The sequence below is a fragment of the Bacillus sp. ISL-46 genome, from assembly GCF_018613205.1.
The window spans coordinates 287,925-310,974 of the sequence record NZ_JAGGQR010000015.1 but is presented as its reverse complement, the minus strand read 5'-3'; the positions used below and the strand labels follow the sequence as shown (position 1 = coordinate 310,974).

General features: G+C 38.2%; 24 protein-coding genes, 1 other RNA gene and 1 pseudogene. 19 read left to right on the top strand and 7 right to left on the bottom strand.

The genetic code is table 11. The annotated features are described in order from the left end of the window. Nucleotides 1-105: 105 nt before the first annotated feature. The 7 genes and pseudogenes from J7E67_RS11215 to J7E67_RS11190 all read left to right on the top strand — a co-directional run bounded on the left by J7E67_RS11215 (nucleotide 106) and on the right by J7E67_RS11190 (nucleotide 5,312). Nucleotides 106-327, top strand: coding sequence for a hypothetical protein (locus J7E67_RS11215; protein WP_214731933.1), 222 nt, complete (start codon nucleotides 106-108; stop codon nucleotides 325-327). Nucleotides 328-1,008: 681 nt separating this feature from the next. Then, nucleotides 1,009-1,695 (top strand): hypothetical protein, encoded by a 687-nt coding sequence (locus J7E67_RS11210; protein ID WP_214731931.1) that lies wholly within the window; start codon nucleotides 1,009-1,011, stop codon nucleotides 1,693-1,695. Nucleotides 1,696-2,715: 1,020 nt separating this feature from the next. Next, on the top strand, nucleotides 2,716-2,910 hold the full coding sequence (locus tag J7E67_RS11205; RefSeq protein ID WP_308161390.1) for a helix-turn-helix domain-containing protein: 195 nt from the start codon (nucleotides 2,716-2,718) through the stop codon (nucleotides 2,908-2,910). A gap of 480 nt (nucleotides 2,911-3,390) precedes the next feature. Then, complete coding sequence (locus tag J7E67_RS11200) at nucleotides 3,391-3,576, top strand: hypothetical protein (protein WP_214731927.1); 186 nt, start codon at nucleotides 3,391-3,393, stop codon at nucleotides 3,574-3,576. A 178-nt stretch (nucleotides 3,577-3,754) separates the two neighbouring features. Beyond that, nucleotides 3,755-3,856, top strand: a pseudogene (locus tag J7E67_RS31270) (hypothetical protein); the annotation flags it as partial. 104 nt (nucleotides 3,857-3,960) lie between these two features. After that, nucleotides 3,961-4,803 (top strand): EcsC family protein, encoded by an 843-nt coding sequence (locus tag J7E67_RS11195; RefSeq protein ID WP_214731926.1) that lies wholly within the window; start codon nucleotides 3,961-3,963, stop codon nucleotides 4,801-4,803. Continuing rightward, complete coding sequence (locus J7E67_RS11190) at nucleotides 4,800-5,312, top strand: MogA/MoaB family molybdenum cofactor biosynthesis protein (protein ID WP_214731925.1); 513 nt, start codon at nucleotides 4,800-4,802, stop codon at nucleotides 5,310-5,312. The genes J7E67_RS11195 and J7E67_RS11190 overlap by 4 nt, the downstream gene beginning before the upstream one ends. A 37-nt stretch (nucleotides 5,313-5,349) precedes the next feature. On the opposite strand, the gene J7E67_RS11185 is transcribed toward J7E67_RS11190, so the two are convergent. Then, entirely contained in the window at nucleotides 5,350-5,664 is a 315-nt protein-coding gene (locus tag J7E67_RS11185; protein ID WP_168245320.1) for a DUF4391 domain-containing protein, read from the bottom strand. A gap of 140 nt (nucleotides 5,665-5,804) precedes the next feature. Then, nucleotides 5,805-6,257, bottom strand: coding sequence for a universal stress protein (locus J7E67_RS11180; RefSeq protein ID WP_214731924.1), 453 nt, complete (start codon nucleotides 6,255-6,257; stop codon nucleotides 5,805-5,807). Between the two features lie 105 nt (nucleotides 6,258-6,362). Here J7E67_RS11180 and J7E67_RS11175 point away from each other — a divergent pair, with 105 nt between their 5' ends. The 3 genes from J7E67_RS11175 to ald all read left to right on the top strand — a co-directional run bounded on the left by J7E67_RS11175 (nucleotide 6,363) and on the right by ald (nucleotide 8,345). After that, entirely contained in the window at nucleotides 6,363-6,521 is a 159-nt protein-coding gene (locus J7E67_RS11175; RefSeq protein WP_214731923.1) for a hypothetical protein, read from the top strand. A 186-nt stretch (nucleotides 6,522-6,707) separates the two neighbouring features. Beyond that, entirely contained in the window at nucleotides 6,708-7,064 is a 357-nt protein-coding gene (locus J7E67_RS11170) for a hypothetical protein (RefSeq protein ID WP_214731922.1), read from the top strand. A gap of 162 nt (nucleotides 7,065-7,226) precedes the next feature. After that, entirely contained in the window at nucleotides 7,227-8,345 is a 1,119-nt protein-coding gene (ald, locus tag J7E67_RS11165) for an alanine dehydrogenase (RefSeq protein WP_214731921.1), read from the top strand. A gap of 294 nt (nucleotides 8,346-8,639) precedes the next feature. Here the strand turns inward: ald and ssrS are convergent. After that, nucleotides 8,640-8,835: non-coding RNA, 6S RNA (gene ssrS, locus J7E67_RS11160), on the bottom strand. A 56-nt stretch (nucleotides 8,836-8,891) separates the two neighbouring features. Beyond that, entirely contained in the window at nucleotides 8,892-9,989 is a 1,098-nt protein-coding gene (locus tag J7E67_RS11155; protein ID WP_214731919.1) for a M24 family metallopeptidase, read from the bottom strand. Nucleotides 9,990-10,180: 191 nt separating this feature from the next. On the opposite strand from J7E67_RS11155, the gene J7E67_RS11150 reads away from it, so the two are divergent. From J7E67_RS11150 to J7E67_RS11140, 3 genes are all read left to right on the top strand, one after another. After that, nucleotides 10,181-10,861 (top strand): metal-dependent hydrolase, encoded by a 681-nt coding sequence (locus tag J7E67_RS11150; RefSeq protein ID WP_214731917.1) that lies wholly within the window; start codon nucleotides 10,181-10,183, stop codon nucleotides 10,859-10,861. Between the two features lie 84 nt (nucleotides 10,862-10,945). Further along, nucleotides 10,946-11,185: a hypothetical protein gene (locus J7E67_RS11145; RefSeq protein ID WP_088089241.1), complete on the top strand. Its 240-nt coding sequence runs from the start codon at nucleotides 10,946-10,948 to the stop codon at nucleotides 11,183-11,185. Nucleotides 11,186-11,309: 124 nt separating this feature from the next. Continuing rightward, nucleotides 11,310-12,629, top strand: a complete 1,320-nt coding sequence (locus J7E67_RS11140; protein WP_214731915.1) for a CBS domain-containing protein — start codon at nucleotides 11,310-11,312, stop codon at nucleotides 12,627-12,629. A gap of 63 nt (nucleotides 12,630-12,692) precedes the next feature. Here J7E67_RS11140 and J7E67_RS11135 read toward each other — a convergent pair whose 3' ends face one another. Then, nucleotides 12,693-13,004 (bottom strand): YtpI family protein, encoded by a 312-nt coding sequence (locus J7E67_RS11135; protein WP_214731914.1) that lies wholly within the window; start codon nucleotides 13,002-13,004, stop codon nucleotides 12,693-12,695. Between the two features lie 97 nt (nucleotides 13,005-13,101). Here J7E67_RS11135 and J7E67_RS11130 point away from each other — a divergent pair, with 97 nt between their 5' ends. After that, on the top strand, nucleotides 13,102-14,052 hold the full coding sequence (locus tag J7E67_RS11130) for a DHH family phosphoesterase (RefSeq protein WP_214731913.1): 951 nt from the start codon (nucleotides 13,102-13,104) through the stop codon (nucleotides 14,050-14,052). A gap of 189 nt (nucleotides 14,053-14,241) precedes the next feature. On the opposite strand, the gene ytrI is transcribed toward J7E67_RS11130, so the two are convergent. Further along, entirely contained in the window at nucleotides 14,242-14,742 is a 501-nt protein-coding gene (ytrI, locus tag J7E67_RS11125; protein WP_214731912.1) for a sporulation membrane protein YtrI, read from the bottom strand. Beyond that, nucleotides 14,739-15,077, bottom strand: a complete 339-nt coding sequence (gene ytrH / locus J7E67_RS11120) for a sporulation membrane protein YtrH (RefSeq protein ID WP_088089236.1) — start codon at nucleotides 15,075-15,077, stop codon at nucleotides 14,739-14,741. The genes ytrI and ytrH overlap by 4 nt, the downstream gene beginning before the upstream one ends. A 440-nt stretch (nucleotides 15,078-15,517) precedes the next feature. On the opposite strand from ytrH, the gene dnaE reads away from it, so the two are divergent. From dnaE to accA, 5 genes are all read left to right on the top strand, one after another. Then, nucleotides 15,518-18,880, top strand: a complete 3,363-nt coding sequence (gene dnaE / locus J7E67_RS11115; RefSeq protein WP_214731911.1) for a DNA polymerase III subunit alpha — start codon at nucleotides 15,518-15,520, stop codon at nucleotides 18,878-18,880. 128 nt (nucleotides 18,881-19,008) lie between these two features. Next, nucleotides 19,009-20,247 carry an NADP-dependent malic enzyme gene (gene ystJ, locus J7E67_RS11110; RefSeq protein WP_214731910.1) on the top strand — a complete coding sequence of 413 codons (1,239 nt, stop codon included), beginning with the start codon at nucleotides 19,009-19,011 and terminating at the stop codon, nucleotides 20,245-20,247. A 58-nt stretch (nucleotides 20,248-20,305) separates the two neighbouring features. Further along, nucleotides 20,306-20,884, top strand: coding sequence for a FadR/GntR family transcriptional regulator (locus J7E67_RS11105; protein WP_251026708.1), 579 nt, complete (start codon nucleotides 20,306-20,308; stop codon nucleotides 20,882-20,884). Nucleotides 20,885-21,067: 183 nt separating this feature from the next. After that, nucleotides 21,068-21,946, top strand: a complete 879-nt coding sequence (gene accD, locus J7E67_RS11100) for an acetyl-CoA carboxylase, carboxyltransferase subunit beta (protein WP_214731909.1) — start codon at nucleotides 21,068-21,070, stop codon at nucleotides 21,944-21,946. Continuing rightward, nucleotides 21,940-22,917 (top strand): acetyl-CoA carboxylase carboxyl transferase subunit alpha, encoded by a 978-nt coding sequence (gene accA / locus J7E67_RS11095; protein ID WP_214731908.1) that lies wholly within the window; start codon nucleotides 21,940-21,942, stop codon nucleotides 22,915-22,917. Before accD ends, accA begins: the two co-directional genes overlap by 7 nt. Nucleotides 22,918-23,050: the final 133 nt, after the last annotated feature.

Sequence of the window (23,050 nt, the reverse complement as noted above, 5' to 3'; positions counted from 1 at the left end):
CATGCAAGATAATAATTCATCAATACCTGTTCTTATTCAAGTAACGGGTGCAAGAGTTTAAAAACAGAACTGTCATTGTGCCAATCAAATTTAGGGAGATAATTTATGTTGGATTTAGATAAAACAAGAGAAAAAATCATTGCTTTAGACGAGTCAGGTGCTAAAACCCTTTTAATGATTACTGCCTCTTATGTAGAAATGGTACATGGTGGAAACGGGGGCTTTACAAATGATAAATGTGTAGATGCACTAATAAAGATGTTCAATAGCGTCCCTGAACCAGATGCATTATTAAGGCTTAAAAGGGAAAAGGAACATGAGAATTAAAGAAAAATTCTTACTCAAGTAATGGGTGCAAGAGTTGAAGATCGGAGCTGTCATTTTGGCAGCTTTTCTTATTCGACTAACGGGGCAGTTATATACAGTATGAATTTCTACCGTATTCAACGTAAGTAATGATACAAAAATGACCCAATTTCTATCTTTGCTTACACATTATATACAGGTATTTTTTATAGTATTCAACGTATTCAAAGATATGGAAATAGACATGTCTAACAGGGGGAGGATACGACCTTGAAGTTTAGTGTGGAAATGTACTCCTTCCACACTAAACTTCAAGGCTAGTAAGCGAAAGCGCGGTAGGGATGAAAGATAGACTAGTTGCCTGATGAGGGGACTGCTTAATCCCAGGATCAATAGTTACCCAAAGAGGGCTTAATTCAAGTCTTTAAAACCCGTATCTATGAATACATGTAAACAACGATAAAAGGTGCATTCTTTCAACATTTTTTAAGTTGATACTGTATATAACTGACCTTTAATTCAATAAGGACGTTGTTCCGGGAGGCACACAATATTAATTCAAGACCAACTAAAAATTCAGTCCCTAAAGTCCGAAAATGAGGGACTTTTTTATTTATCTTAGAACCTCGTTTTGGCAGGGCATTATTTAAAATCCAACATAATATAAACTGCAAGCTTTAATAATTTTGGAGGTGGTAGTTTATGTACAATTATGGAAACCCATATTACCCATATTACTATACTAGTCCATATGACTCTTTTAATTCGTATTATTACCAGGAGCTGTTTAATCCGTCCTATCGACAAGTAGATTTAGGTACCAGATGGGAAGTGGAAGAAGGAGGATGGAGGGGTGTGTGGACACGCAGGGGAAACAGCAATGTTTTTGACGCGAGGTGGACCAGGGCTGGAGAACGTCCTATTACTGCTGTTTTGCGGATGCGATTACAGGGCAATTTCGTCTGTATTTCACGCCGAAACAGCAGCGATGGAAATGACTGTCAGTATGTAGGCAGAATTGAAGGGAGAAGAGTAACGGGTTTTAACATCTGCAATCAAGGGGGAGGTCCTTGGAGTGGTACGATAATCAGAGAACCACGAGTACCGGATTTAGGAACAAGATGGGACGAAGAGGAAAATGGATGGAGAGGAGTTTGGACACGTCGAGGAAATAGCAATATCTTTGACGCGAGGTGGACCAGAGCAGGTGCAACTCCTGTAACCGCTGTTTTGAGAATGCAGCAACAGGGTAACAATGTTCGTATTGAACGTCGAAACAGCAGTGATGGAAATGACTGTGATTACACAGGCAGAATTGAAGGAAGAAGAGTAACAGGTACTTATTCTTGTGAACAAGGGGGAGGTACTTGGAGTGCAACTATTACCTGATGATATATCACGGGACTACTCAAAGTAGAGTAGTCCTTCTTCGTCATACCTTCGAATTGTTATTCCTGAACACTCCGTATCAAACGAGTACAATAAATCATTAGTGGAATGATTTGAATATGAGCAAGATACCCAATGAAAAAGAAAACTAAATTTACCTTATTAAGCTAAAGGATGCATTACTTCAACAATGGGGTAATGCTATTTTCTTATTCAAGTAACGTGGCAGGTTTATTGAAGAATAACTTACATACAAGTTTAATTTTTTGGAAACTTTATCAGGGAGGATTGTTTTGGAAAGGGAGGTTAATAAATGTGTCAATAAAGATTCAAAGGTTGGTAAATCTCACTATGGTCATACTTGCGTGGCTTACATTACCTTTTTTAGGGTTAAATAATACAAAAAGATTTATTCCCGCATCACTCCTTATCGTATTTTTTGAATTTATTAATGTACTAATTGGGAAAAGACGTAAATGGTGGGTTTTTTATAATAAACCCAATTCTTATTTGTTTAACGAATTTCCTTTTAATATTGGCCCGTTTTTGGTAGGGTCTATGTGGATATTAAAATGGACATATGGAAGTTTTAAACGGTTTATTTTGCTTAATGCTATTGTTAATTCTTCCTTCGCTTTTATCTTAGTAACGTTAATGGAAAAGCTAAAAGTTGCAAAATTAGTTCGACTAAATCATTTTCAACTTTTCCTGTATTTCTTCTACAAAGCCCCTTTGTTATATTTGATTCAATACATTATCGAAAACAAAAATAATTTCATGAAATTAAAAATTTTTCCGCAAAATGAGAATAAAAAGATTGTGAACTAATTCACTTAAAGTAACGGGTGCGTTACTTCAATAAAAACAACCAAAGTCTGCAAAAACAGATGTTTACACTTGAGAAGTGGCTGAAATGGTCACTCTTTTTTTATTATCAACTTAATTAATATTAACTGAAAATTTTGACATAAATATATTTATATTAGTATAATGATTTTGGATTGGGGGTGCAACATAGGTGTGACTGAGTTTAGAAAGGTAATGCTTGATGTTAAAGGTGTTATGGAATTAATAGGTATTGGAAGAAATGGTGCTTATGAATTAATGAAAAGTGGAGAATTTCATGTAGTAATGGTCGGTAAAAAATACATGGTACATGAAGAAGTATTCCAAAATTGGCTAAAAGGCAACGCAAAGACCAAAAAAAGATGGTGATTACATGAAAACTAGGAATAGTTTTATCACAGAGGATACGCTAATAACCATTGATGAAGATGTTTTCAAAATCAAAGCGCAAAAGTTATATTGGGAATTATTTGTAGATTACGTCAATAACAAGTACGGATATACAGTATTAGAATTAATAGTAGAATGAGGCGAAACGAATGAAAACAACAACAATTCCAAAAACAAAATTAGAAATGAATATTTTTTAGGTGAATTTAAAATTGAGGATTATCTTCAGAAAAAAGTTGAATTACTGTTGGAAAAGTACAAAAAGGATGGGATGAGGTGAGAGGCTGACAACAGCAACCAACAATAAGCAGTACGATAAATCTTACACATATAAAGGTAATAAGGTAAACGTATCTTATCTAAACAAAATTACATTCAAAGAATATCTCCAAGAAATTGCGTTGGATTATATGCACACAAAAATTAAAAAGCCAGATTTAAGGGAACCGAGGTGATAGGATGAAACAACTTGTCTTCAACAATAGAGACTATGAAGTTACTGAAAATGAAAATGAGGTTTTACTAACAGATATTTCAAATAATCCTATTAAATTTGATATTAGTTTTAGCAAAGACCCTAAAAAAAATAAAATTGCTAAAGATGGACTTACCATCTTTTTTACAGAGTTATTCAGAGGTGATTAATTTATGGATAGAAATGTTGATCACTTTTCTGATTAGGAGTGGCTTAAAATAGTCGCTCTTTTTTTGTTCTAATTACCTAATCATTACCTAATCAAATTTCATGGACAAACCAAGACCTAAATGCTAAAATTGATGAAAATAACATGAAAAAAGTCCTTGAAACGTTGATTTAACAACATTTATCAACTATCCACACTCACCAGTTAAAGTATTAATTATACCGACTAATGAAGAAGTAATGATTGCTAGAGACGTCGTTCGCTTAGCAAATACTCATTAATAAACAGAAGGCAAAAGCTAATTTAATGGCTTTTGCCTTTTTATCCTTTTATTTCATTGTGATATACTGGAAATAGAAAGCCTTGCTGTGGAGGGGAATCGATCATGCCATTAACAGACCGTGAAGCAAAGGTCTTGAATGAAATACAGGATTGGGAAAGAAATTTACGTGAATTTGAGCCCAATGATTTCCAATTAACTTATGAAAAATATCTGCAACAATCATTCTTATTATTACCTGAAAAGGTTCAACGGCAATTCTTTACTGTTATTGATAGTTGGCTGTTTCATTTACATAGTATGTTACAAGGCTCGCAGCTTCAGATGGATGCAAAGGAGAGAATTCTTTCTGCGGGGCGGATATTTCATAAAGACTTAGAAAAAGTAGAAGACTTACGCCAATTAAAAATTGAGCAATTACAATACATTGCAGAGCAGCAAATTGCGAGGCATCGTCTATACTCTTTTGCTCAAGGTGGTTTAGCTGGGACTGGTGGTCCACTTCTTCTAAGCACAGACATACCAGCAATAGCCGTTATTAATTTAAGGGCTGTCCAATTAATTGCAATGACCTATGGGATTGAGGTTAATACCCCGTTTGAAATGATGACCTCTCTGAAGGTGTTTCATACGGCAACATTGCCTCCAAGGCTTCAACTAGAGGGATGGACCTTGTTGATGGATGAATTGGAGAATCGGGATGACTATTATTTTTATAAAGGAAATGAAGAAATTATTGATATTACATGGATTGAACAGCCAGTGCAGCAACTATTGAAAGCGTTGGTTATTACATTGTTCCGAAAAAAGGTGATACAAGGTATCCCGCTTGTCAGTATGGCGATTGGTGCAGGCACCAATTATCAGTTAACGAGAAAGGTAACTGATTTAGCCCATAAATATTATCAACTTCGCTACCTAAAAGAAAAAGAGGAGTTTATTGGATGAGTACACAAGAACATAAAAAGGAAGCCCCAAAAACGGTAAATTGTAAAGTAATCACGGTTAGTGATACAAGAAATAGCGAAACAGACAAAAGTGGTAAACTGATGATGGAACTGCTTGAACAAGCAGGTCACAAAATTATAGATTACGTGATTGTAAAAGATGAGGCCGCACCAATTCATGATGAAATAGTAAAGGGCTGTTCAAGAGAAGAAATTGATGTCATTTTAACAAATGGCGGCACAGGGATTGCTAAGCGAGACGTAACGATAGAAACCGTACAAAATCTACTAGATAAAGAAATTGTCGGATTTGGAGAATTGTTCAGGATGCTGAGCTATCAAGACGATATTGGCAGCGCTGCAATTCTTTCAAGAACCATTGCGGGTGTGATAAAAAATAAAGCCGTATTCTCCACTCCAGGCTCAACTGGTGCAGTGAAACTAGCAATGAATAAATTAATTTTACCTGAACTTGGCCATGTAGTGAGAGAAATACAAAAAGACCTTTAATAGAGAAAACTCCCTTTTTCGATGGAAAGGGAGTTTTTTATTGATGGACTTTTGTTGAAAGAACTTCGTTTGCTCGGTACCATAGCCATAAATCATTAATAATCGAAGCAAGTTCCGCAATTTCGGTGTTCAGTTGACAGGAGCGAGGGAAATTACTTTCATTCGAAAGAAGTGCTTGTTTCTGATTAATTTGGATTTCTAGTTCTCCAATCCGGTCCGGGATAGAGCCACGAACTTGTTCCCAATATAAGAGAATCTCTTCCTGTGTTTCTATGCTGTAATCAGCCAATTCCATTGTTAAATCGGGGAGCTGGATACCAAGACGATCATCAAATGAAAAATATTCTTTCATATAGTTGCCTCCAATCTGTTTATTAGTATTTTATTATACTATACATATATAAACCATTCTCTACAAACCTATTTTTAAGGTAAATTTAGTGTATAAAAAAGCTTGAAGCATCATTGCTGCGTGCTTTTGAAAACTTCATATTATTCGGAATCTTTGTCTGTGCGTACGACGAGAACGTCACAAGCTGCATATCGGGTGATATGTTCAGAAACACTGCCGATAAAGAACCTTTCCACTACATTTAATCCAGTAGCACCGCAGAGAATTAAATCAACATTGTGTTTTTTAGCCAAATCTCTAGGAATTCTTATTTTAGGAGAGCCGTAGTCTATTTCATATTGCACTTTTGTTAATCCTGCATCCTCCGCTTGTTTTAGATAATTTTCAAGCATATCTTTTGCAAGCTTTTCTGCCCGATCACCAATAACTGTATCGTAAGCCTCAATTAATGTAAACGTCCTAGTGTCAATAACATGGACTAATAATAGGGTGGAGTCATTTCTTTTGGCAATTTCAATTCCCTTTTTAAAAGCCCAATCTGCTTCTTTTGAACCATCAATAGCGACTAAAATATTCTGATATTTAAGTCCCATGATTTATCATCTCCTTACTTAAATTATACATTATTTAACAAGGAATAACTGTTGCAATTTTTCGAACAATAAAGAGGTAGTTTACAAAGGAAAGGAGATTGTCGGATGGTAAACCATGACCAGAATAAAAAGTTTTTGTTTGAGTTTGACGAACAGGGTACGATTGAAGTAAGCCAACAAATTATGAATTCGTATAATAGTGGTTTTATTGGCGAAGGAACAGCGATTGCTGATAGTGAAGATTTTTCTGGTACTGAGAGTTAAATGGTGTGGTAATGTGGGACTGTCCTAAATAAGGGGCAGTTTTTTTTTGTATTAGAAGGCGCTTGCGCCTCTTGTTCATGGACAAATGCCTTGGAATTTTTGTAAATACGGGCAAATACCCAAGAATCTACTTTTGCATATGCATATTCTTTAGTGTGTCATTAAATTAAAATGAGGAGGAGAATTATGAGTACAGAAATGTATGGAATGCCTAATAACATTGATGTGCAATATGATGTGATGAACCCAGCAGATGAAAGAATTCATGGGGGATTCGGTCATGGAGGTTTCGGACACTTTGGTGGTTTCCATGGCGGTTTCCATGGCGGTTTCGGCCGTCCAGGATTTGGATTTGGCTTCGGCAGACCATTTGGCTTTGGTTTTGGTAGACCATTTGGCTTTGGATTTGGGTTCCCATTCTTAACTGGGCTAGCAGCAGGTGCCTTATTATCTCCAGGTTTCGGATATGGTTACGGTTACGGATATCCTTACTATCCACCATATCCATACCCATACCCATACCCTTATTATCCTTGGTATTAATGAATCATTAAAACATAGGCTTTGCCATATTCGGCAAAGCTTTTGCTATATTTTTGATGGAATTCAAACGTGTATTTGTTATCATCAACTAGGATGAAAAAGGTTATAATAAAATTGGCTTGGTCTATTTTTCTATGAATAATAATACTTGGAGGAAAACACATGCGGATCGGAGTACCTACGGAAATCAAAAATAATGAAAACCGTGTAGCCATGACACCTGCTGGAGTGGTCAACCTAGTGAAATTTGGTCATGAGGTTTTTATTGAAAAAGGAGCAGGGCTAGGCTCAGGTTTTTTAAATGAGGATTATGAAACTGCTGGTGCGAAATTAGTAGATACAGCAGAAGAAGCATGGTCCATGGAAATGGTAATGAAGGTTAAAGAGCCGCTTCCTAGCGAATATAAATACTTCCGAGAAGGCTTAATATTATTTACATACTTACATCTTGCACCTGAACCAGAATTAACCAAAGCATTGATTGATAAAAAAGTAGTGGGTATAGCCTATGAAACGGTGCAGTTACCTAATAGAAGTTTACCATTATTAACACCGATGAGTGAGGTCGCTGGAAGAATGGCTGCTCAAATTGGTGCTCAATTCCTTGAGAAGGTTCATGGCGGGATGGGTATTCTTCTATCCGGAGTCCCAGGAGTCCAAAGAGGAACGGTAACTATTATTGGCGGCGGTGTGGCTGGAACGAATGCGGCTAAAATGGCGATTGGTTTAGGGGCAAAAGTGACCATTATTGATTTAAATCCAGATCGACTTCGTCAATTAGATGATATTTTTGGATCCGATGTGACAACCTTAATGTCCAATCCTTATAATATTGCCGAAGCAGTAAGGGAGTCGGATTTGGTCATAGGCGCTGTTCTTATTCCAGGGGCCAAAGCACCGAAACTTGTAACGGAAGCGATGATTCAATCCATGAAACCTGGCAGTGTCGTTGTCGATATTGCAATCGACCAAGGCGGTATTTTTGAAACGACTGATCGGATTACTACTCATGATAATCCAACCTATGTGAAGCATGATGTTGTCCATTATGCTGTTGCCAATATGCCTGGTGCTGTACCAAGAACATCAACCATTGCGTTAACAAACGTAACCGTACCGTATGCGGTTCAAATTGCCAACAAGGGATACAAAAAAGCATGTCTCAGCAATGAAGCATTATTGAAAGGAATCAACACACTAGGCGGGTATGTAACTTATGAAGCAGTCGCAGACGCACATGGACTTGAATTTTTAGATACCAAAACATTGTTGGAAAAATAATGATTAACTAGCAAGGAGGAGGGACGGATATGTCCCTCCTCCTTTTTCTAAAGGGTGATTCTACGTGACCGAAAAGAACCAGGACCAGAGAAAAGGGTAAGGTAGAGGGGTTCTACGTGACCGAAAAGAACCAGGACCAGAGAAAAGGGTAACGTAGAGGGGTTCTACGTGACCGAAACGAGCCAGGAACTTTGAAACAGGGCACATTTGGCGTATAAAGTCTAAAATTATTAACAAAGCATTTAATAAAAATAAAACCAGCTCCTAAAAAGGAACTGGTTTTATAAAACTAAATATGTAGCCGCATTTGCCGTATTAATATAAGAAAGTTTTAAACCACCACTCCTCAAAGTGGGTGTTCTCAGAAACTTTTCTGCATGTCCTCCAGGTCTTATAGACAGAGGCTTGTCATTCGAGCTCCAATGGTTAAACTCCCTTTTACAGCTTAAAGGTTAAAACTTTATTATGACTACGAACAACGCAGCTTGTATTTATATAATATATCAACTCTTCACAGATTTCAATGTAAAAAAAGTCCAAAAGAAATTATTTAATGATCTGTAACTCTTTTGGGAATTTTGTTAGGACCTTTGCCCCGTCTGCGGTAATAAACAAATCGTCTTCAATGCGAACACCAGCCACATTTGGTACATAGATACCTGGTTCAATCGTGTATACCATACCTTCTTCAATAATAAGGTCATTTGTCTCGGTTAGAGATGGGTATTCATGCACGCTAATCCCGAGGCCATGCCCAAGGCGGTGTGGAAAATACTCTCCGAATCCGGCTTCAGCAATGATTCGACGGGCAGTTAAGTCCACTTCGGCTGCACGAACCCCTGGTTTGCTTGCTTCAATGGCAGCAAGCTGCGCTTTTAATACGGTGTCATAGATTTCCTTTTGCTTGTCATTAATGTCCCCATATGCAACCGTTCTAGTGATATCAGAACAATACCTGTCAATGACCACTCCCAAATCAAATAAAACAAGATCGCCTTTTTGAATTTTTGTTTCTCCAGGGTTTCCATGTGGCGAAGCTGCATTTGCCCCGCTAAGCACCATTGTCGAAAACGACATTTCGGTCACACCCTTTTGTTTTAGGGCGTATTCTAAGGCATTAAGTATTTCCAACTCCGTTTTGCCTTCCTTGATTTCACTAGCACCGAATTCAACTGCGTAATCGGCAAGAGCACAGGCCTCTTCAATAGTTTTTAACTCCTTGGCATCCTTAATCATTCGAAGCATTCGTAATTTTTCTTCAGCAGAAACAAATAATGCCTGCGGGAATAACTTTGAGAGTTGTTCATAACGTTCCACATTCATATGCTCTTTTTCAATAGCTGCTTTTGACACATTGTTTATTCTTTTATTTATGGAATTTAGAATCATTTCCCACGGATTGTCAATGTCGCTATAGCCGAGAACTTCATAGTCCCAGCCAGAACGTTTGGCATCATGGACTTCCATCCCTGGGCAAACAAGGAAGGGCTCGTCTGTTTGAAAGACTGCTAGTGCGAGCAAGCGTTCATGTGGATTGGTGTAATATCCGCTTAAATAAAATACATTCTCTGATGAGGTTAGGAAGCTAACTTCAATATCGTTTTCTCTCATCCATGTTTGAAGCTTAGTTAATCGCTGATTCATTTTTACTCCCCCTATGTAATTCATGTCCTATGATGAGATTATCAATTAAAACTTGAAATGTAAACTAACTGACCGCCTTGTACTTCTCCTTGCTTAAAATCAATATATTAGGATTAAACTAGAGATATGGAAGGAATTCCAGTTATTGTATGGAAGTATATACTATATGAAAACTGAGAGGAGCAAGTCTAATGAAAATTTCGTATCATGGACATTCAGTTGTACAAATTCAAACAAATGGGAAAACCATCTTAATTGACCCCTTCATAAATGGTAATCAATTGACGGACTTGAAAGTGGAGGAACTAAGACCAGATGTCATTATTTTATCGCATGGTCACAATGACCATGTCGGGGATACGGTTGAGCTGGCAAAGAAAAATAACTCCCTTGTCGTTGCAAACCACGAAATTTCTACCTACTTAAGCTGGCAGGGAGTTCATACCCATGGTATGCATATCGGTGGAGCCCATCAATTTGAGTTTGGCAAAGTTAAACTAACTCAAGCCTTTCATGGATCAAGCTTTACAACAGAAAATAATGAACTCATCTATTGCGGCATGCCTGCTGGAATCTTATTTATGAATGAAGGAAAGACGATTTATCATGCTGGTGATACGGGGTTATTTTCAGATATGAAGTTGATTGGTGAGCGCCATCCGATTGAAGTAGCCTTCCTGCCCATAGGTGATAATTTTACAATGGGGCCTGAAGATGCAGCATACGCAGCCAAGCTGTTAAAAGCTAAAACAGTTGTACCGATCCACTACAATACCTTCCCGCCAATCAAACAAGACCCGTTCACGTTTATTGAGATGCTGGAAGATAAAAACGGTAAAGTACTCCAACCAGGCGAAGCCATCGAAATTTAATTGTTCTTAGGTGATTTACATACTTTTTTCCCTCCACTATGCATAAATATGGAACAAGCAGTCTTTTAGGGGGAGGAAATAAAATTGAAAAAGAACAGATATTTACTTTGCCTGTTACTCTGTGGCATCTTGCTTTATTATGGAGCACCAAGATTATCTATTTATGCTGATGGGGCTCAAGGGATATTTTCATTAGCCTGGCTCTCATTTGCCTTAATCGTTATCGCTGGAAATCTTACTGGCCTTCTTTATAGCCCCAAAAAGCAAGGACATAAACTTCAATCGGAGCGACGATCTAGGAAGAAATCTAGGTTCTATCATTGAGAATTAAGAGTAATGTGAGAATCCGCATTGAATCAAGGCTTTCAACACTCTATAATAAAAATTATATGTAATCCGGGTTATTCTAAATAGAATAATTGGAATTTGACTATAAAGGGTGAAGGTCTTGGCCACTAAGCATGAACAAATTTTACAATATATTGATGGTCTCCCTATTGGGGAAAAGATATCTGTCAGACAAATTGCCAAGGCGATGTCCGTTAGTGAAGGTACAGCCTACCGTGCGATTAAAGAAGCGGAAAATAAAGGATATGTAAGTACCATCGAACGAGTTGGAACGATTAGAATAGAACGGAAAAAGAAAGAGAATATTGAAAAACTTACTTTTGCTGAGGTAGTAAATATTGTTGATGGTCAGGTATTGGGCGGAAGAACGGGCTTGCATAAAACCCTAAATAAATTTGTTATTGGTGCCATGAAATTAGAAGCCATGATGCGCTACACTGAGGCTGGTAACCTATTAATAGTCGGGAACCGGACTCAGGCGCATGAACTTGCTTTAAAAGCTGGAGCCGCTGTGCTCATAACCGGTGGATTTGATGCTGACGATCATATCAAAAAGCTAGCAGATAAACTAGAAATACCGGTCATCTCAACGAGCTATGATACGTTTACGGTCGCAACCATGATTAACCGGGCGATTTATGACCAATTAATCAAAAAAGAAATTATTTTAGTCGAAGATATTTTAACCCCTCTTGCTGATACTTTTTATCTAAAAACGACGGATAGGGTGTCAAAATGGCATGAATTTAATCAACAAACTGCACACAGCCGCTACCCAGTTGTTGACCAAAACATGAAGATTCAAGGGATGGTGACAAGTAAGGACATTTTAGGTCAGAATTTAGAAGCATCCATTGATAAAATTATGACCAAGCACCCCATGTCGGTAAATGGGAAGACAAGTGTGGCTTCAACTGCACATACCATGGTCTGGGAAGGAATTGAAGTACTTCCTGTTACAGATGACTCAAACCGTTTGGAAGGTATTATTAGCAGGCAGGATGTTTTAAAAGCATTACAAATGAACCAGCGGCAGCCACAGGTCGGGGAAACTCTCGACGATATCGTTACAAATCAAATGGTATTAATGCAGGGAAAAGCAAAAGGAGAAGAGGTTTACTCTTGCGAAGTAACCCCGCAAATGACCAACCAACTTGGAACAATCTCTTACGGTGTGTTTACAACGATTGTCTCTGATGCAGCAAACCGTGTATTACGGAGCTATAAAAAAGGCGATCTTGTCGTTGAAAATATGACTATTTACTTTATTAAACCTGTTCAAATGGAGAGTATATTAGAAATTTATCCGAAAGTACTTGAAGTCGGACGTAAATTTGGAAAAGTGGATGTAGAAGTTTTCAATGAAGGAATATTAGTTGGAAAAGCAATGATGATGTGTCAGTTGCTTGATAGAAATTAGACAGCTATCAAATTTATATCAATAAAAAAAGCCGCTTCACTAATGGAGAAGCGGCTTCTATATTTATTTTTGCAGTTCAAAATTTTTTGCTTCCTCGATTGCGAATGGAAGGTAATGTTTATATTTTTTGAAACCGATCCAGCTGAATAATGCACCATAAACAATAAATACTGCGGCAACTATATACATAACCGTTGTTTCGGAAATAAATAGCATGTGATTAACTCCAAATAAAAAGACAAAAAGCCCTAGGGCAATATTTGATTTAGCAGCAAGCCATTTCTTTTCTACTAAACGGTTGCTTCTAATGTATTTTGTTTTATAAAATAGATAGAAAGCAAAAAGTATAGCAATTAATATAACAAGTACAAACATATTATTTCCTCCAAGCATAGAAAATCTTCTATTATTGTAACTGTAAAAACAAAAAAATACCACATTTGGTTTATTAGTTGGTAAAGGAGCATTGCACATGATTGAGCAGATTTTAGCAGAGATTGAACAATTTGAAACCATCATTATTCATCGTCACGTCCGTCCAGATCCTGATGCCTACGGTTCACAAGGTGGATTGGCAGCGATTCTTCAAGAATCCTACCCGAATAAAAAGATTTATGCGGTTGGTCTAGAGGAACCAACCCTTCATTACATGCGCAGGCTTGATGTGATTGAAGATGAAGTATATAAGGGTGCATTAGTGATCGTTTGTGATACCGCAAATGCTGAAAGGATTTGTGACAAGCGTTATTCTCTGGGTGAAAAGTTAATAAAAATTGATCATCATCCAAATGAGGACCCGTATGGTGATTTATTATGGGTGGATACAAGCGCTAGCTCGTGCAGCGAAATGATTTATGAATTTTATTTAAACGGAAAAGACAAAGGGCTAAAAATGAACGATGCAGCAGCGAGATTGTTATACGCTGGAATTGTCGGTGATACTGGAAGATTTCTTTTTCCGAGTACGACGGAAAAAACACTGGGGTATGCTGGGGAATTAATTCATTACAATTTTTCACGGACTGAGCTATTTGACAAGATGTATGAATTGGATACCAATATCATTAAGTTAAACGGTTTTATACTCCAAAATTTTGAGTTACAGAATAACGGTGTTGCCTCAGTTAGGCTAACAAAAGAACTATTACAAGAATACAATGCAAAACCCGCAGAGGCATCCCTCTTAGTTGGAACATTAGGAAATGTAAAAGGAATAAAGGCATGGGTTTTCTTCATCGAGGAAGCCGAACAGATAAGGGTACGTCTGCGTTCAAAGGGTCCTGTCATCAATGGAGTTGCAAGGCAGTTTAAAGGTGGGGGACATCCACTTGCATCAGGAGCATCCATCTATTCTTGGAACGAAGTGGACGATGTATTAAAAGCACTTGACGAAGTATGTGAAAATTATTCATTTAAAAAATAGGATGTGTTAAAGATATTGTTGATTTTTAGCCAAGTTGATTGGATCGGAAGGCGCGAAGACTCCTGCGGGAGTACGGGGCAGGGGAGACCCCGCAGGAGCGAAGCGCCTGGAGCGGAAATCAACAGCTAAGTTTAACTGAGCCAACAAATAGAAAAATCGGCCCTCGTGAAAGTGAGGGTCGATTTTTTATTATTCAAACTGAATCTCTAATTGGATCGATAGGTTTGTATAAAAAACCATTTCTTTAACCTTTAGTTTATACCTTTTATCATTTATTTTAATTGGTTTATTTTCAATAATTTTCTTCAAAAGGTCCTTACTTTTGTAGACGGTTTCGATATCTTTTGCAATCATCATGCTAATATCATCTCTAACCGAGTCTTCTGTCTCTAATACACTTAAAGAATCAAGTTTATATTTTTCCCAGTTTGCAATTCTAATGTTGATTTTCTGGACTGTAAGCTGTTCAATATTTCGCTTATTAATTTCTTTATATTCTTCCTGCCAAATTTTTTTCTCTCCGTTTAAGTCAATAATTTCCTTCGCTTGTGTCCGAATTAATTCGGTGTTCTTTTCCTGCCAAACCCCATAAATATATAAAAAAATACACCAGCTAATCACACCACCTACGGCCATTCCTCCAAAAAAACGCTGCCAGGAAGGTCTTCGATATAATGGCGGGATTCTCATGATGAGATATGCTCCTGTGTTAACCAATTGATAAGGAGGGCACCAGTCTGGGCCCCGCCTAAGGCAGAGAGTATTAATAAAAATTGTTTAAAAAGATCCTTTGTATTCGCATCAAATAAACCTCTTTCAAACGTATAAACCGCGTCAAATGTCCCGCCAATCGCCGAAACTATCGCCCAAATTCGAAGCGCTGATGATAAGCGGTAAACGGTCGTTAGCGGTGGCTGTCCGGTTAGAAATGAGGCTATCCCACCAATAAGCGAACCACCAAGCACCACACCTAAGGCAATAAAGTAGCTTTCTATAAAAGCAGGAAAAAAACCAATTTCTTTCATCTCGTCAACCGCCCTTACCTATAATCAATCCCAATACTCATTTATATGGACAAACATTTGTAAATATGAATTTAGAGCATTAAAATAAGAAAATTGTCCAGCTTCAGCGCCCAGTGTACTTCGCTCTCCGCCCTACGATAAGTCAACATCGAATCGCTATCGCTCTCCGTGTTGTCTAGCTCCAGCGCCTAGGGGCTCGGGTCATAAGCCAATCCGTCCTGAAGGTAAAAAGCAACCTTCACGCCGGCTCGTCTTATGCCTGTCGCCCCTGAACAAGGCGCTTCCGCTTTTCGATTTTCCTTTATCTCAGTTGGAGCGCTCCAATCCATACGCCGCTAAACGGGCGCTTCAGCTTTTCTAGTAAATGAGAACATATTTTCTTTTTTATCAATAACGTTCTATAATAAAGGGAGAGATTATGGAATTAAGGGTGTGACAATATGTCTTTTATTCACCTACATGTATATAGTGCATATAGTTTATTAACAAGTACGGCATCTGTCCCGGATTTAATTGAAAATGCACAAAAAAAAGGCTTTTCTGCGATCGCCTTAACCGACAGAAACGTCATGTACGGAACCATTGAATTTTATAAGTTGTGTAAGAAAAATAATCTTAAACCCATCATCGGGTTAACTGTGGATGTAGAAAGTGAAAACAACAATAACGAGTCCTATCCATTGGTCTTACTCGCAGAAAATGATCATGGCTATAAAAATCTATTAAAGATATCTAGTACGGTTCAAACAAAAACGGATCATGGGATTCCACTCAGATGGTTGAAACATTATTCGGAAGGGCTTATAGCAATCACACCTGGACTAGAAGGTGAAATTGAGCAGTCCATCTTAAATGGTGAAGAAGAAATTGCCAGAAATATAATAAGAAAACTAGATACCATCTTCGGTAGAGACTGCTTTTTTCTAGCGATTCAAAATCATCAACTCGAACAAGAAACAACAATCAGAAATCAGTTTAACTTGATTTCAAAAGAAATGAATGTCCCGCTGGTAGCGACAAATCAGGTCTATTATTTAGAAAAAGAAGATATGTTTGCCCAAGAGTGTTTGTTAGCCATAAAAAATGGCGATAAATTGCAGGACGATCACAGAGAAAAGTTGGAAAACGATCAGTTTTATTTAAAAACTGCAAGTGAAATGGTGGATCGCTTTTCTGATGTCCCGGATGCATTAGAAAATACACTCAGGATTGCAAACAGATGCGACTTTAACATTGAACTGAATAAGACCTATCTGCCAGCATTCCCAACGGAGAATGGAATGCAAGCTTCGGAGTATTTGGAATTGTTATGCATGCAGGGATTAAGCGAACGTTTTTCTGCCCCATCTCAGGAATATTTTGATCGTTTGTCCTATGAACTATCGGTTATTAAGCGAATGGAATTTAGCAACTACTTTTTAATTGTTTGGGATTTTATGAGATATGCCCGCGCGCAGGGAATTCTAACAGGTCCAGGAAGGGGCTCGGCAGCAGGATCGCTTGTTGCTTATGTTTTATACATAACTGATGTGGACCCATTAAAGCATAATCTATTATTTGAACGATTTCTAAATCCTGAGCGGATTTCGATGCCTGATATTGATATTGATTTTCCAGATCATCGGCGCGATGAGGTGATTAATTACGTTGTGGCGAAATACGGTGAACTACATGTCGCGCAAATCGTAACATTTGGAACCCTCGCAGCAAAAGCTGCATTAAGGGATGTCGGTAAGGTATTCGGGTTAAATTCAAAGGAACTAGAACATTTATCAAGGACGATTCCGTCGCGATTAGGAATAAACCTGCAAGGAGCCTATAAAGAATCGGAACCACTAAGAAGATTTATTAAGGAAAGCCCGATGAATCAACGGCTTTTTGAAACGGCTTTAAAACTAGAAGGTCTACCGCGCCACACTTCCACCCATGCAGCTGGTGTGGTCATAAGTGAGAAGCAGCTAATTGATTTAATCCCCATTCAACGCGGGTCTAACCATGTATATTTAACGCAATTTTCAATGGAACATCTCGAAGAAATCGGCCTTTTGAAAATGGACTTTCTAGGCTTACGGAACCTTACATTAATCGATTCAATTTTATCTTCTATCTATCGGAAAACTGGTAAGAAAGTAAACATCAACTCGATTCCATTAGAGGACACTGTGACCTTCAACCTGTTAGCGGACGGAGAAACGACAGGTATATTTCAGCTGGAATCTGAAGGGATGCGCAAAGTTCTAACCCGCTTAAAACCTTCCCGATTTGAAGATATTGTGGCAGTCAATGCCTTGTACCGTCCAGGACCAATGGAAAATATCCCACTCTTTATTGATCGAAAACACGGCGTAAAGAAAGTAGAATATCCACACCCTGATTTGCAGCCTATCCTTGAGAATACATATGGCGTCATTGTTTACCAAGAGCAAATCATGCAAATTGCTTCGAAAATGGCTGGTTTTTCACTTGGTGAAGCCGACCTTTTAAGAAGAGCGGTCGGGAAAAAGAAAAAGGAGATTCTTGATAAAGAGCGGAGTCATTTTGTCCAGGGAGCGCTAAGAAAAGGGTATGAACAAACACTAGCCAATGACATCTACGATTTAATTGTCCGTTTTGCTAATTATGGCTTTAACCGAAGCCACGCTGTTGCCTATAGTATGATTGCATACCAGTTAGCTTTTTTAAAAGCAAATTATCCGGTTTATTTTATGGCCGGCCTGCTTACATCGGCAATCGGAAATGATACGAAAATAGCTCAATACATCATGGAAACAAAACAAAAGGACATCAAGGTCCTGCCTCCATCCATCAATAATAGTGGTTACTCCTTTCAAGTAGAACAGGAAGGAATACGTTACAGCTTAGCAGCCATTAAAAGCGTAGGGGCTGCCGCCTTAAAAGAGATCTTTCAGGCAAGGAAAAAGAAAAGATTTGTAGACTTATTTGATTTTTGCATTCGGGTTTCCTCAAAAGCCATCAATCGAAAAACGCTTGAGTTCCTGGTCCATTCTGGTTGCTTTGATGAATTTGGTGAGGATCGTGCCGTTCTGCTCGCTAGTTTAGATGTAGCGATGGAGCATGCACAAATATTTAAACCATCTGAAAATAACCAATTTGATTTATTTGAAGAAGAATTCATACCAAAGCCTAACTATATGCAAGTCGATCCCATTAGTCTGGAGAATAAGCTGACATTTGAAAAAGAAGCACTTGGCTTTTATCTTTCGGACCATCCGGTCTCTATTTATGAAGAGCAACTCAAACATGCAGGGGCACTCGCCCTTTTTGGGATCAAAAATCAAACCCAAAGGATTTCATCAGGCGTTTATATCACCTCTATGAAATCCATTCGTACTAGGAAAGGCGATTCAATGGCCTTTTTAACAGTAAGTGATGCAAGCGGCGAAATGGAAGCTGTGGCATTCCCGAATGTTTACAAAAAATATTCGCATCTATTAGGGCACGGGAAATTTTTATTGATTGAAGGGAAAATAGAAGAACGTGAAGGGAAGCAGCAATTTATCATTCAACAAGTTTCAAACTTAGAAGAGTGGTTACAAACTAAGACTGTTAAACAGTCAGTCTTATATTTGAAAATAGTTGAGGATAAACAGGATGAATCTTCCCTTCAGCAATTAAATCAGCTGCTAAAAGAACATCAAGGAACAGCAGCAGTGATCTTACACTATGAAAAAAACCGGAAAACAATTAGACTGGGGTCAGAAAATAATATCAATCCTACCCCCGAATTACAGCAATTATTAAGAAATGTGCTAGGTCCAAAAAATGTTGTTTTGAAGGAATAATTCTTTACAACTTTCGAAGATATGTTATAGTGATAATGAGACAAGTGTGGTCTGACCACCAAAAAAATCGAACTACATATAGCGGAATGTTAAATAATCTTTTGTAAAAATTTGAGGGGTGAACTATCTTGACTTTACGGGAAGAAGCATTACATATGCATCGAATTAATAAGGGAAAGTTAGAGTCGAAATCAAAAGTTTTAGTCCGAAATGCACATGATTTAAGTTTAGCTTATTCACCAGGTGTTGCAGAGCCATGCAAAGATATTTATGAGAAACCAGAATTGGTTTACGAATATACCATGAAAGGGAACATGGTTGCAGTTGTATCCGATGGCACCGCTGTTCTTGGACTTGGTAATATTGGACCTGAGGCAGCTCTCCCTGTTATGGAAGGTAAAGCAGTACTATTTAAAAGCTTTGCTGGTGTTGATGCTTTTCCCATCTGTTTGAACACAACTGATGTTGACAAAATTGTTGAAACTGTAAAATTACTTGAACCTACTTTTGGAGGCGTAAATCTTGAAGATATTGCTGCTCCAAATTGTTTCGTGATTGAGGAAAGATTAAAAAAGGAAGCAAATATTCCAATCTTTCATGATGATCAGCATGGGACAGCAATTGTTACGGTTGCAGGTCTTGTCAACGCACTTAAGCTTATCGGCAAAAAAATGACAGAAATTAAAGTGGTCGCAAACGGTGCTGGTGCAGCGGGAATTGCCATTATTAAATTGTTATATAGTTACGGTGTTAGGGACATAATTATGTGTGATACAAAAGGCGCCATCTACGAAGGGCGTCCACAGGGTATGAATGCAGTTAAAGCTGAAGTAGCGAAATTTACAAACCGAGATAACCTAACAGGCAGCCTTGCAGATGTAATTAAAGGTGCGGATGTTTTTATCGGAGTTTCAGTTGCAGGTGCCCTTACAAAAGAAATGGTAGCATCAATGAATTCAGATTCTATTATTTTTGCTATGGCCAATCCGGACCCAGAAATTATGCCTGATGAGGCAAAAGCAGCAGGAGCAAAAGTGGTCGGAACAGGCCGTTCAGATTTTCCAAACCAAGTTAACAATGTTCTCGCATTCCCGGGAATTTTCCGTGGGGCACTCGATGTTCGTGCCACCCATATAAATGAAAAAATGAAAGTCGCGGCAGTAGAAGCTATTGCCAACCTAATCAGTCCAGATGAGCTGAATGCCGACTATGTCATTCCCGGACCGTTTGATCCGAGAGTTGCTCCAGATGTTGCAGCAGCAGTCGCAAAAGCAGCAATGGAAACCGGGGTTGCCCGCATTAAGGTTGATCCTGAAGAAATAAAGGAAAAAACGAAGAGGCTCGCAATTATTGGCAAAAGTGAGTGATACGTTAGTGGGAAACAATACTAAGGTATATTTAGAGATTGTTAAGCAGTTACGAGAAATGATAACAATCGATGGATTACAGTCCGGAGATAAGATCCCATCTGAACGAGAATTGTCGGAGCGCCTGAATTTCGGGCGCTCTTCCGTTAGAGAGGCACTTAGGGCATTAGAATTGCTTGGGTTAATTGAAACACGGAGGGGCGAAGGGACGTTTATTCGCGACTTTCGGGGCAATCATCTTGTACAGCTTCTTAGTACATTTATTTTACAGGATGAAAAAGCGAAACGTGATGTATTTGAGACAAAGTGTTATATTGAGATGGACTGCCTAAGATTAGCCTTGCAAAAAATAGATAACAAAAATATAGTGAATTTGAAAGAATGGGCAAATCAAGATAACTGCGTAAATGATGATGAGTTTTTTTATCAAATTATTGAGATCGCTGATAACCATCTTTTCTCTAGAATTTGGTCTATTTTAAAAGAGTATTACCATTCGCTTGATTCAATAAAAATTGTCAATCCTCGTCAAGACTATCTATTACTAATTGAGGCCCTGTCTGAAAAGAATGAAGTCAAAACACTATCTGCTTATTACAATCTACGGAATTTGTCTGTTTTTAACGACAAATACTAACAGATTTTGAACCCATTTTAATTTATAGTGTAGGTTAACCAAGCCCTAAGTTAGGGTATTTTTATTTCAATTGTGGTCTGACCACTATGGATGTATGAAGTTTAGTATGAATAGAAAAACTTCTAAATAGTATTAATTGGAGAAACTTGCCAGAGTTATCGTAACACAAGGGAGGTTTAATTTTTGGCGCTAAAAGATCTTTTTTCAAAAAGTCCTACAAAAAAGAAGAAATATGCTCAAATACCGACGGAAACTGCAAAAAATGATGTTCCTGAAGGAATTATGTCAAAATGCCCTTCATGTAAGAAGATTATGTATACAAAAGAATTATTGAAAAATTTAAAAATATGTTTGCATTGCGGCCATCATTTTCCAATGAACTCAAAAGAACGGATTGACACTTTCATAGATGAAGGAAGTTTCATGGAAATGAATGATAATATGATTTCAAAAAATCCATTAAACTTTCCTGACTACCTTGAAAAGCTTGAAAAAGACCGACAAAAGAGTAAATTGAACGAGGCTGTTGTCACTGGAATAGGAACAGTTAACGGTCATAAAATTGTTCTTGCCATTATGGATGCCACGTTCCGAATGGGAAGCATGGGATCGGTTGTTGGCGAAAAAATTACACTAGCAATTGAAAAAGCTGATGAGTTAAATGTTCCGTTTATTATTTTTACCGCATCTGGTGGAGCGAGAATGCAAGAGGGTGCCTTAAGTTTAATGCAAATGGCAAAAACAAGTGTTGCTTTAAAAAGGTTTAGTAATAATGGTGGATTAATCATTTCGATTATGACGCATCCGACAACTGGTGGTGTATCTGCGAGCTTCGCATCATTGGGAGATTTCAACCTTGCTGAACCAGGTGCGCTCATTGCATTTGCCGGACGGAGAGTTATTGAACAATCCATCCGCGAAGAATTGCCTGAGGATTTTCAAACGTCAGAGTTTCTGTTAAAACACGGTCAGTTGGATGCAATTATCGTTCGAAATGACTTAGTTGAGAAAGTCACAAACATTCTAGAAATCCATCAACCTGGAGGTGTGCTCAGATGGTAGGAGAATTAGAATTTGAACGCCCGGTCATCGAGTTGAGAAAGAAAATCACTGATTTAAAAGAGTTCACCAAAACCGCTGATGTTGACTTAAGTTCAGAAATTAGCAAATTAGAGACTAGGCTTGAAAAGCTTGAGCAGAGTATCTATGAAAACATTAAGCCTTGGGATCGGGTACAAATTGCTCGTCTTCCAAACAGGCCGACAACGCTAGATTATATTCCCTATCTGTTTGAGAATTTCTTTGAATGTCATGGCGACCGAACCTTTGCTGATGATGAGGCAATAGTGGGCGGAATTGCTAAATATAAAGGATTACCTGTAACAGTGATTGGCCATCAGCGCGGAAGAGACACGAAAGAGAATATTCGCAGAAACTTTGGAATGCCACATCCAGAAGGCTACAGAAAAGCACTTCGATTAATGAAACAAGCAGATAAATTTAATCGACCGATTATCTGTTTCATTGATACAAAGGGTGCCTATCCTGGAAAGGCAGCAGAAGAACGCGGGCAAAGTGAAGCAATTGCTCGCAATTTGTTTGAAATGGCTGGTCTTAGGGTTCCAGTGGTTTGTATAGTGATTGGTGAAGGCGGGAGTGGCGGCGCTCTTGCACTTGGAGTTGGTAATCGTATCTATATGCTGGAGAATTCAACCTACTCGGTTATTTCACCGGAGGGTGCTGCGGCAATATTATGGAAAGATGCAGCTCTGGCTAAAAATGCAGCCGAAACAATGAAAATAACCGCACCGGATTTAAAAGAACTAGGCGTCATTGATGGGATCATTCCCGAAATTAAGGGCGGTGCCCAAAGAGACGCAATCAAGCAAGCAGAAGAAATTGATAATGTACTTAAGACAGCGTTGCAGCAGCTGCTGAAGCTTTCAGAAGATGAATTAATTGCTGATCGTTACAACCGTTTCAGGACTATCGGTGAATTTGCAATTGTCAATGATTACATCGGGGTTAATTAATGAATTAAACGTGCTCATAATGATGGGCACTTTTTTTGTTGAATTCACCTAGTGTTCACGAGAAATCCATAAAATGTTTGTTGATGACGCTTACAAGAGTAAATAAAGCGTTTCCAGTTAATAGACTATTCTG

Coding starts and splice junctions, on each gene's coding strand:
- J7E67_RS11215 (WP_214731933.1), top strand. CDS start 106: ATGTTGGATTTAGATAAAACAAGAGAAAAAATCATTGCTTTAGACGAG.
- J7E67_RS11210 (WP_214731931.1), top strand. CDS start 1,009: ATGTACAATTATGGAAACCCATATTACCCATATTACTATACTAGTCCA.
- J7E67_RS11200 (WP_214731927.1), top strand. CDS start 3,391: ATGAAACAACTTGTCTTCAACAATAGAGACTATGAAGTTACTGAAAAT.
- J7E67_RS11195 (WP_214731926.1), top strand. CDS start 3,961: ATGCCATTAACAGACCGTGAAGCAAAGGTCTTGAATGAAATACAGGAT.
- J7E67_RS11190 (WP_214731925.1), top strand. CDS start 4,800: ATGAGTACACAAGAACATAAAAAGGAAGCCCCAAAAACGGTAAATTGT.
- J7E67_RS11185 (WP_168245320.1), bottom strand. CDS start 5,664: ATGAAAGAATATTTTTCATTTGATGATCGTCTTGGTATCCAGCTCCCC.
- J7E67_RS11180 (WP_214731924.1), bottom strand. CDS start 6,257: ATGGGACTTAAATATCAGAATATTTTAGTCGCTATTGATGGTTCAAAA.
- J7E67_RS11175 (WP_214731923.1), top strand. CDS start 6,363: ATGGTAAACCATGACCAGAATAAAAAGTTTTTGTTTGAGTTTGACGAA.
- J7E67_RS11170 (WP_214731922.1), top strand. CDS start 6,708: ATGAGTACAGAAATGTATGGAATGCCTAATAACATTGATGTGCAATAT.
- ald (WP_214731921.1), top strand. CDS start 7,227: ATGCGGATCGGAGTACCTACGGAAATCAAAAATAATGAAAACCGTGTA.
- J7E67_RS11155 (WP_214731919.1), bottom strand. CDS start 9,989: ATGAATCAGCGATTAACTAAGCTTCAAACATGGATGAGAGAAAACGAT.
- J7E67_RS11150 (WP_214731917.1), top strand. CDS start 10,181: ATGAAAATTTCGTATCATGGACATTCAGTTGTACAAATTCAAACAAAT.
- J7E67_RS11135 (WP_214731914.1), bottom strand. CDS start 13,004: ATGTTTGTACTTGTTATATTAATTGCTATACTTTTTGCTTTCTATCTA.
- J7E67_RS11130 (WP_214731913.1), top strand. CDS start 13,102: ATGATTGAGCAGATTTTAGCAGAGATTGAACAATTTGAAACCATCATT.
- ytrI (WP_214731912.1), bottom strand. CDS start 14,742: ATGAGAATCCCGCCATTATATCGAAGACCTTCCTGGCAGCGTTTTTTT.
- ytrH (WP_088089236.1), bottom strand. CDS start 15,077: ATGAAAGAAATTGGTTTTTTTCCTGCTTTTATAGAAAGCTACTTTATT.
- dnaE (WP_214731911.1), top strand. CDS start 15,518: ATGTCTTTTATTCACCTACATGTATATAGTGCATATAGTTTATTAACA.
- J7E67_RS11105 (WP_251026708.1), top strand. CDS start 20,306: ATGATAACAATCGATGGATTACAGTCCGGAGATAAGATCCCATCTGAA.
- accA (WP_214731908.1), top strand. CDS start 21,940: ATGGTAGGAGAATTAGAATTTGAACGCCCGGTCATCGAGTTGAGAAAG.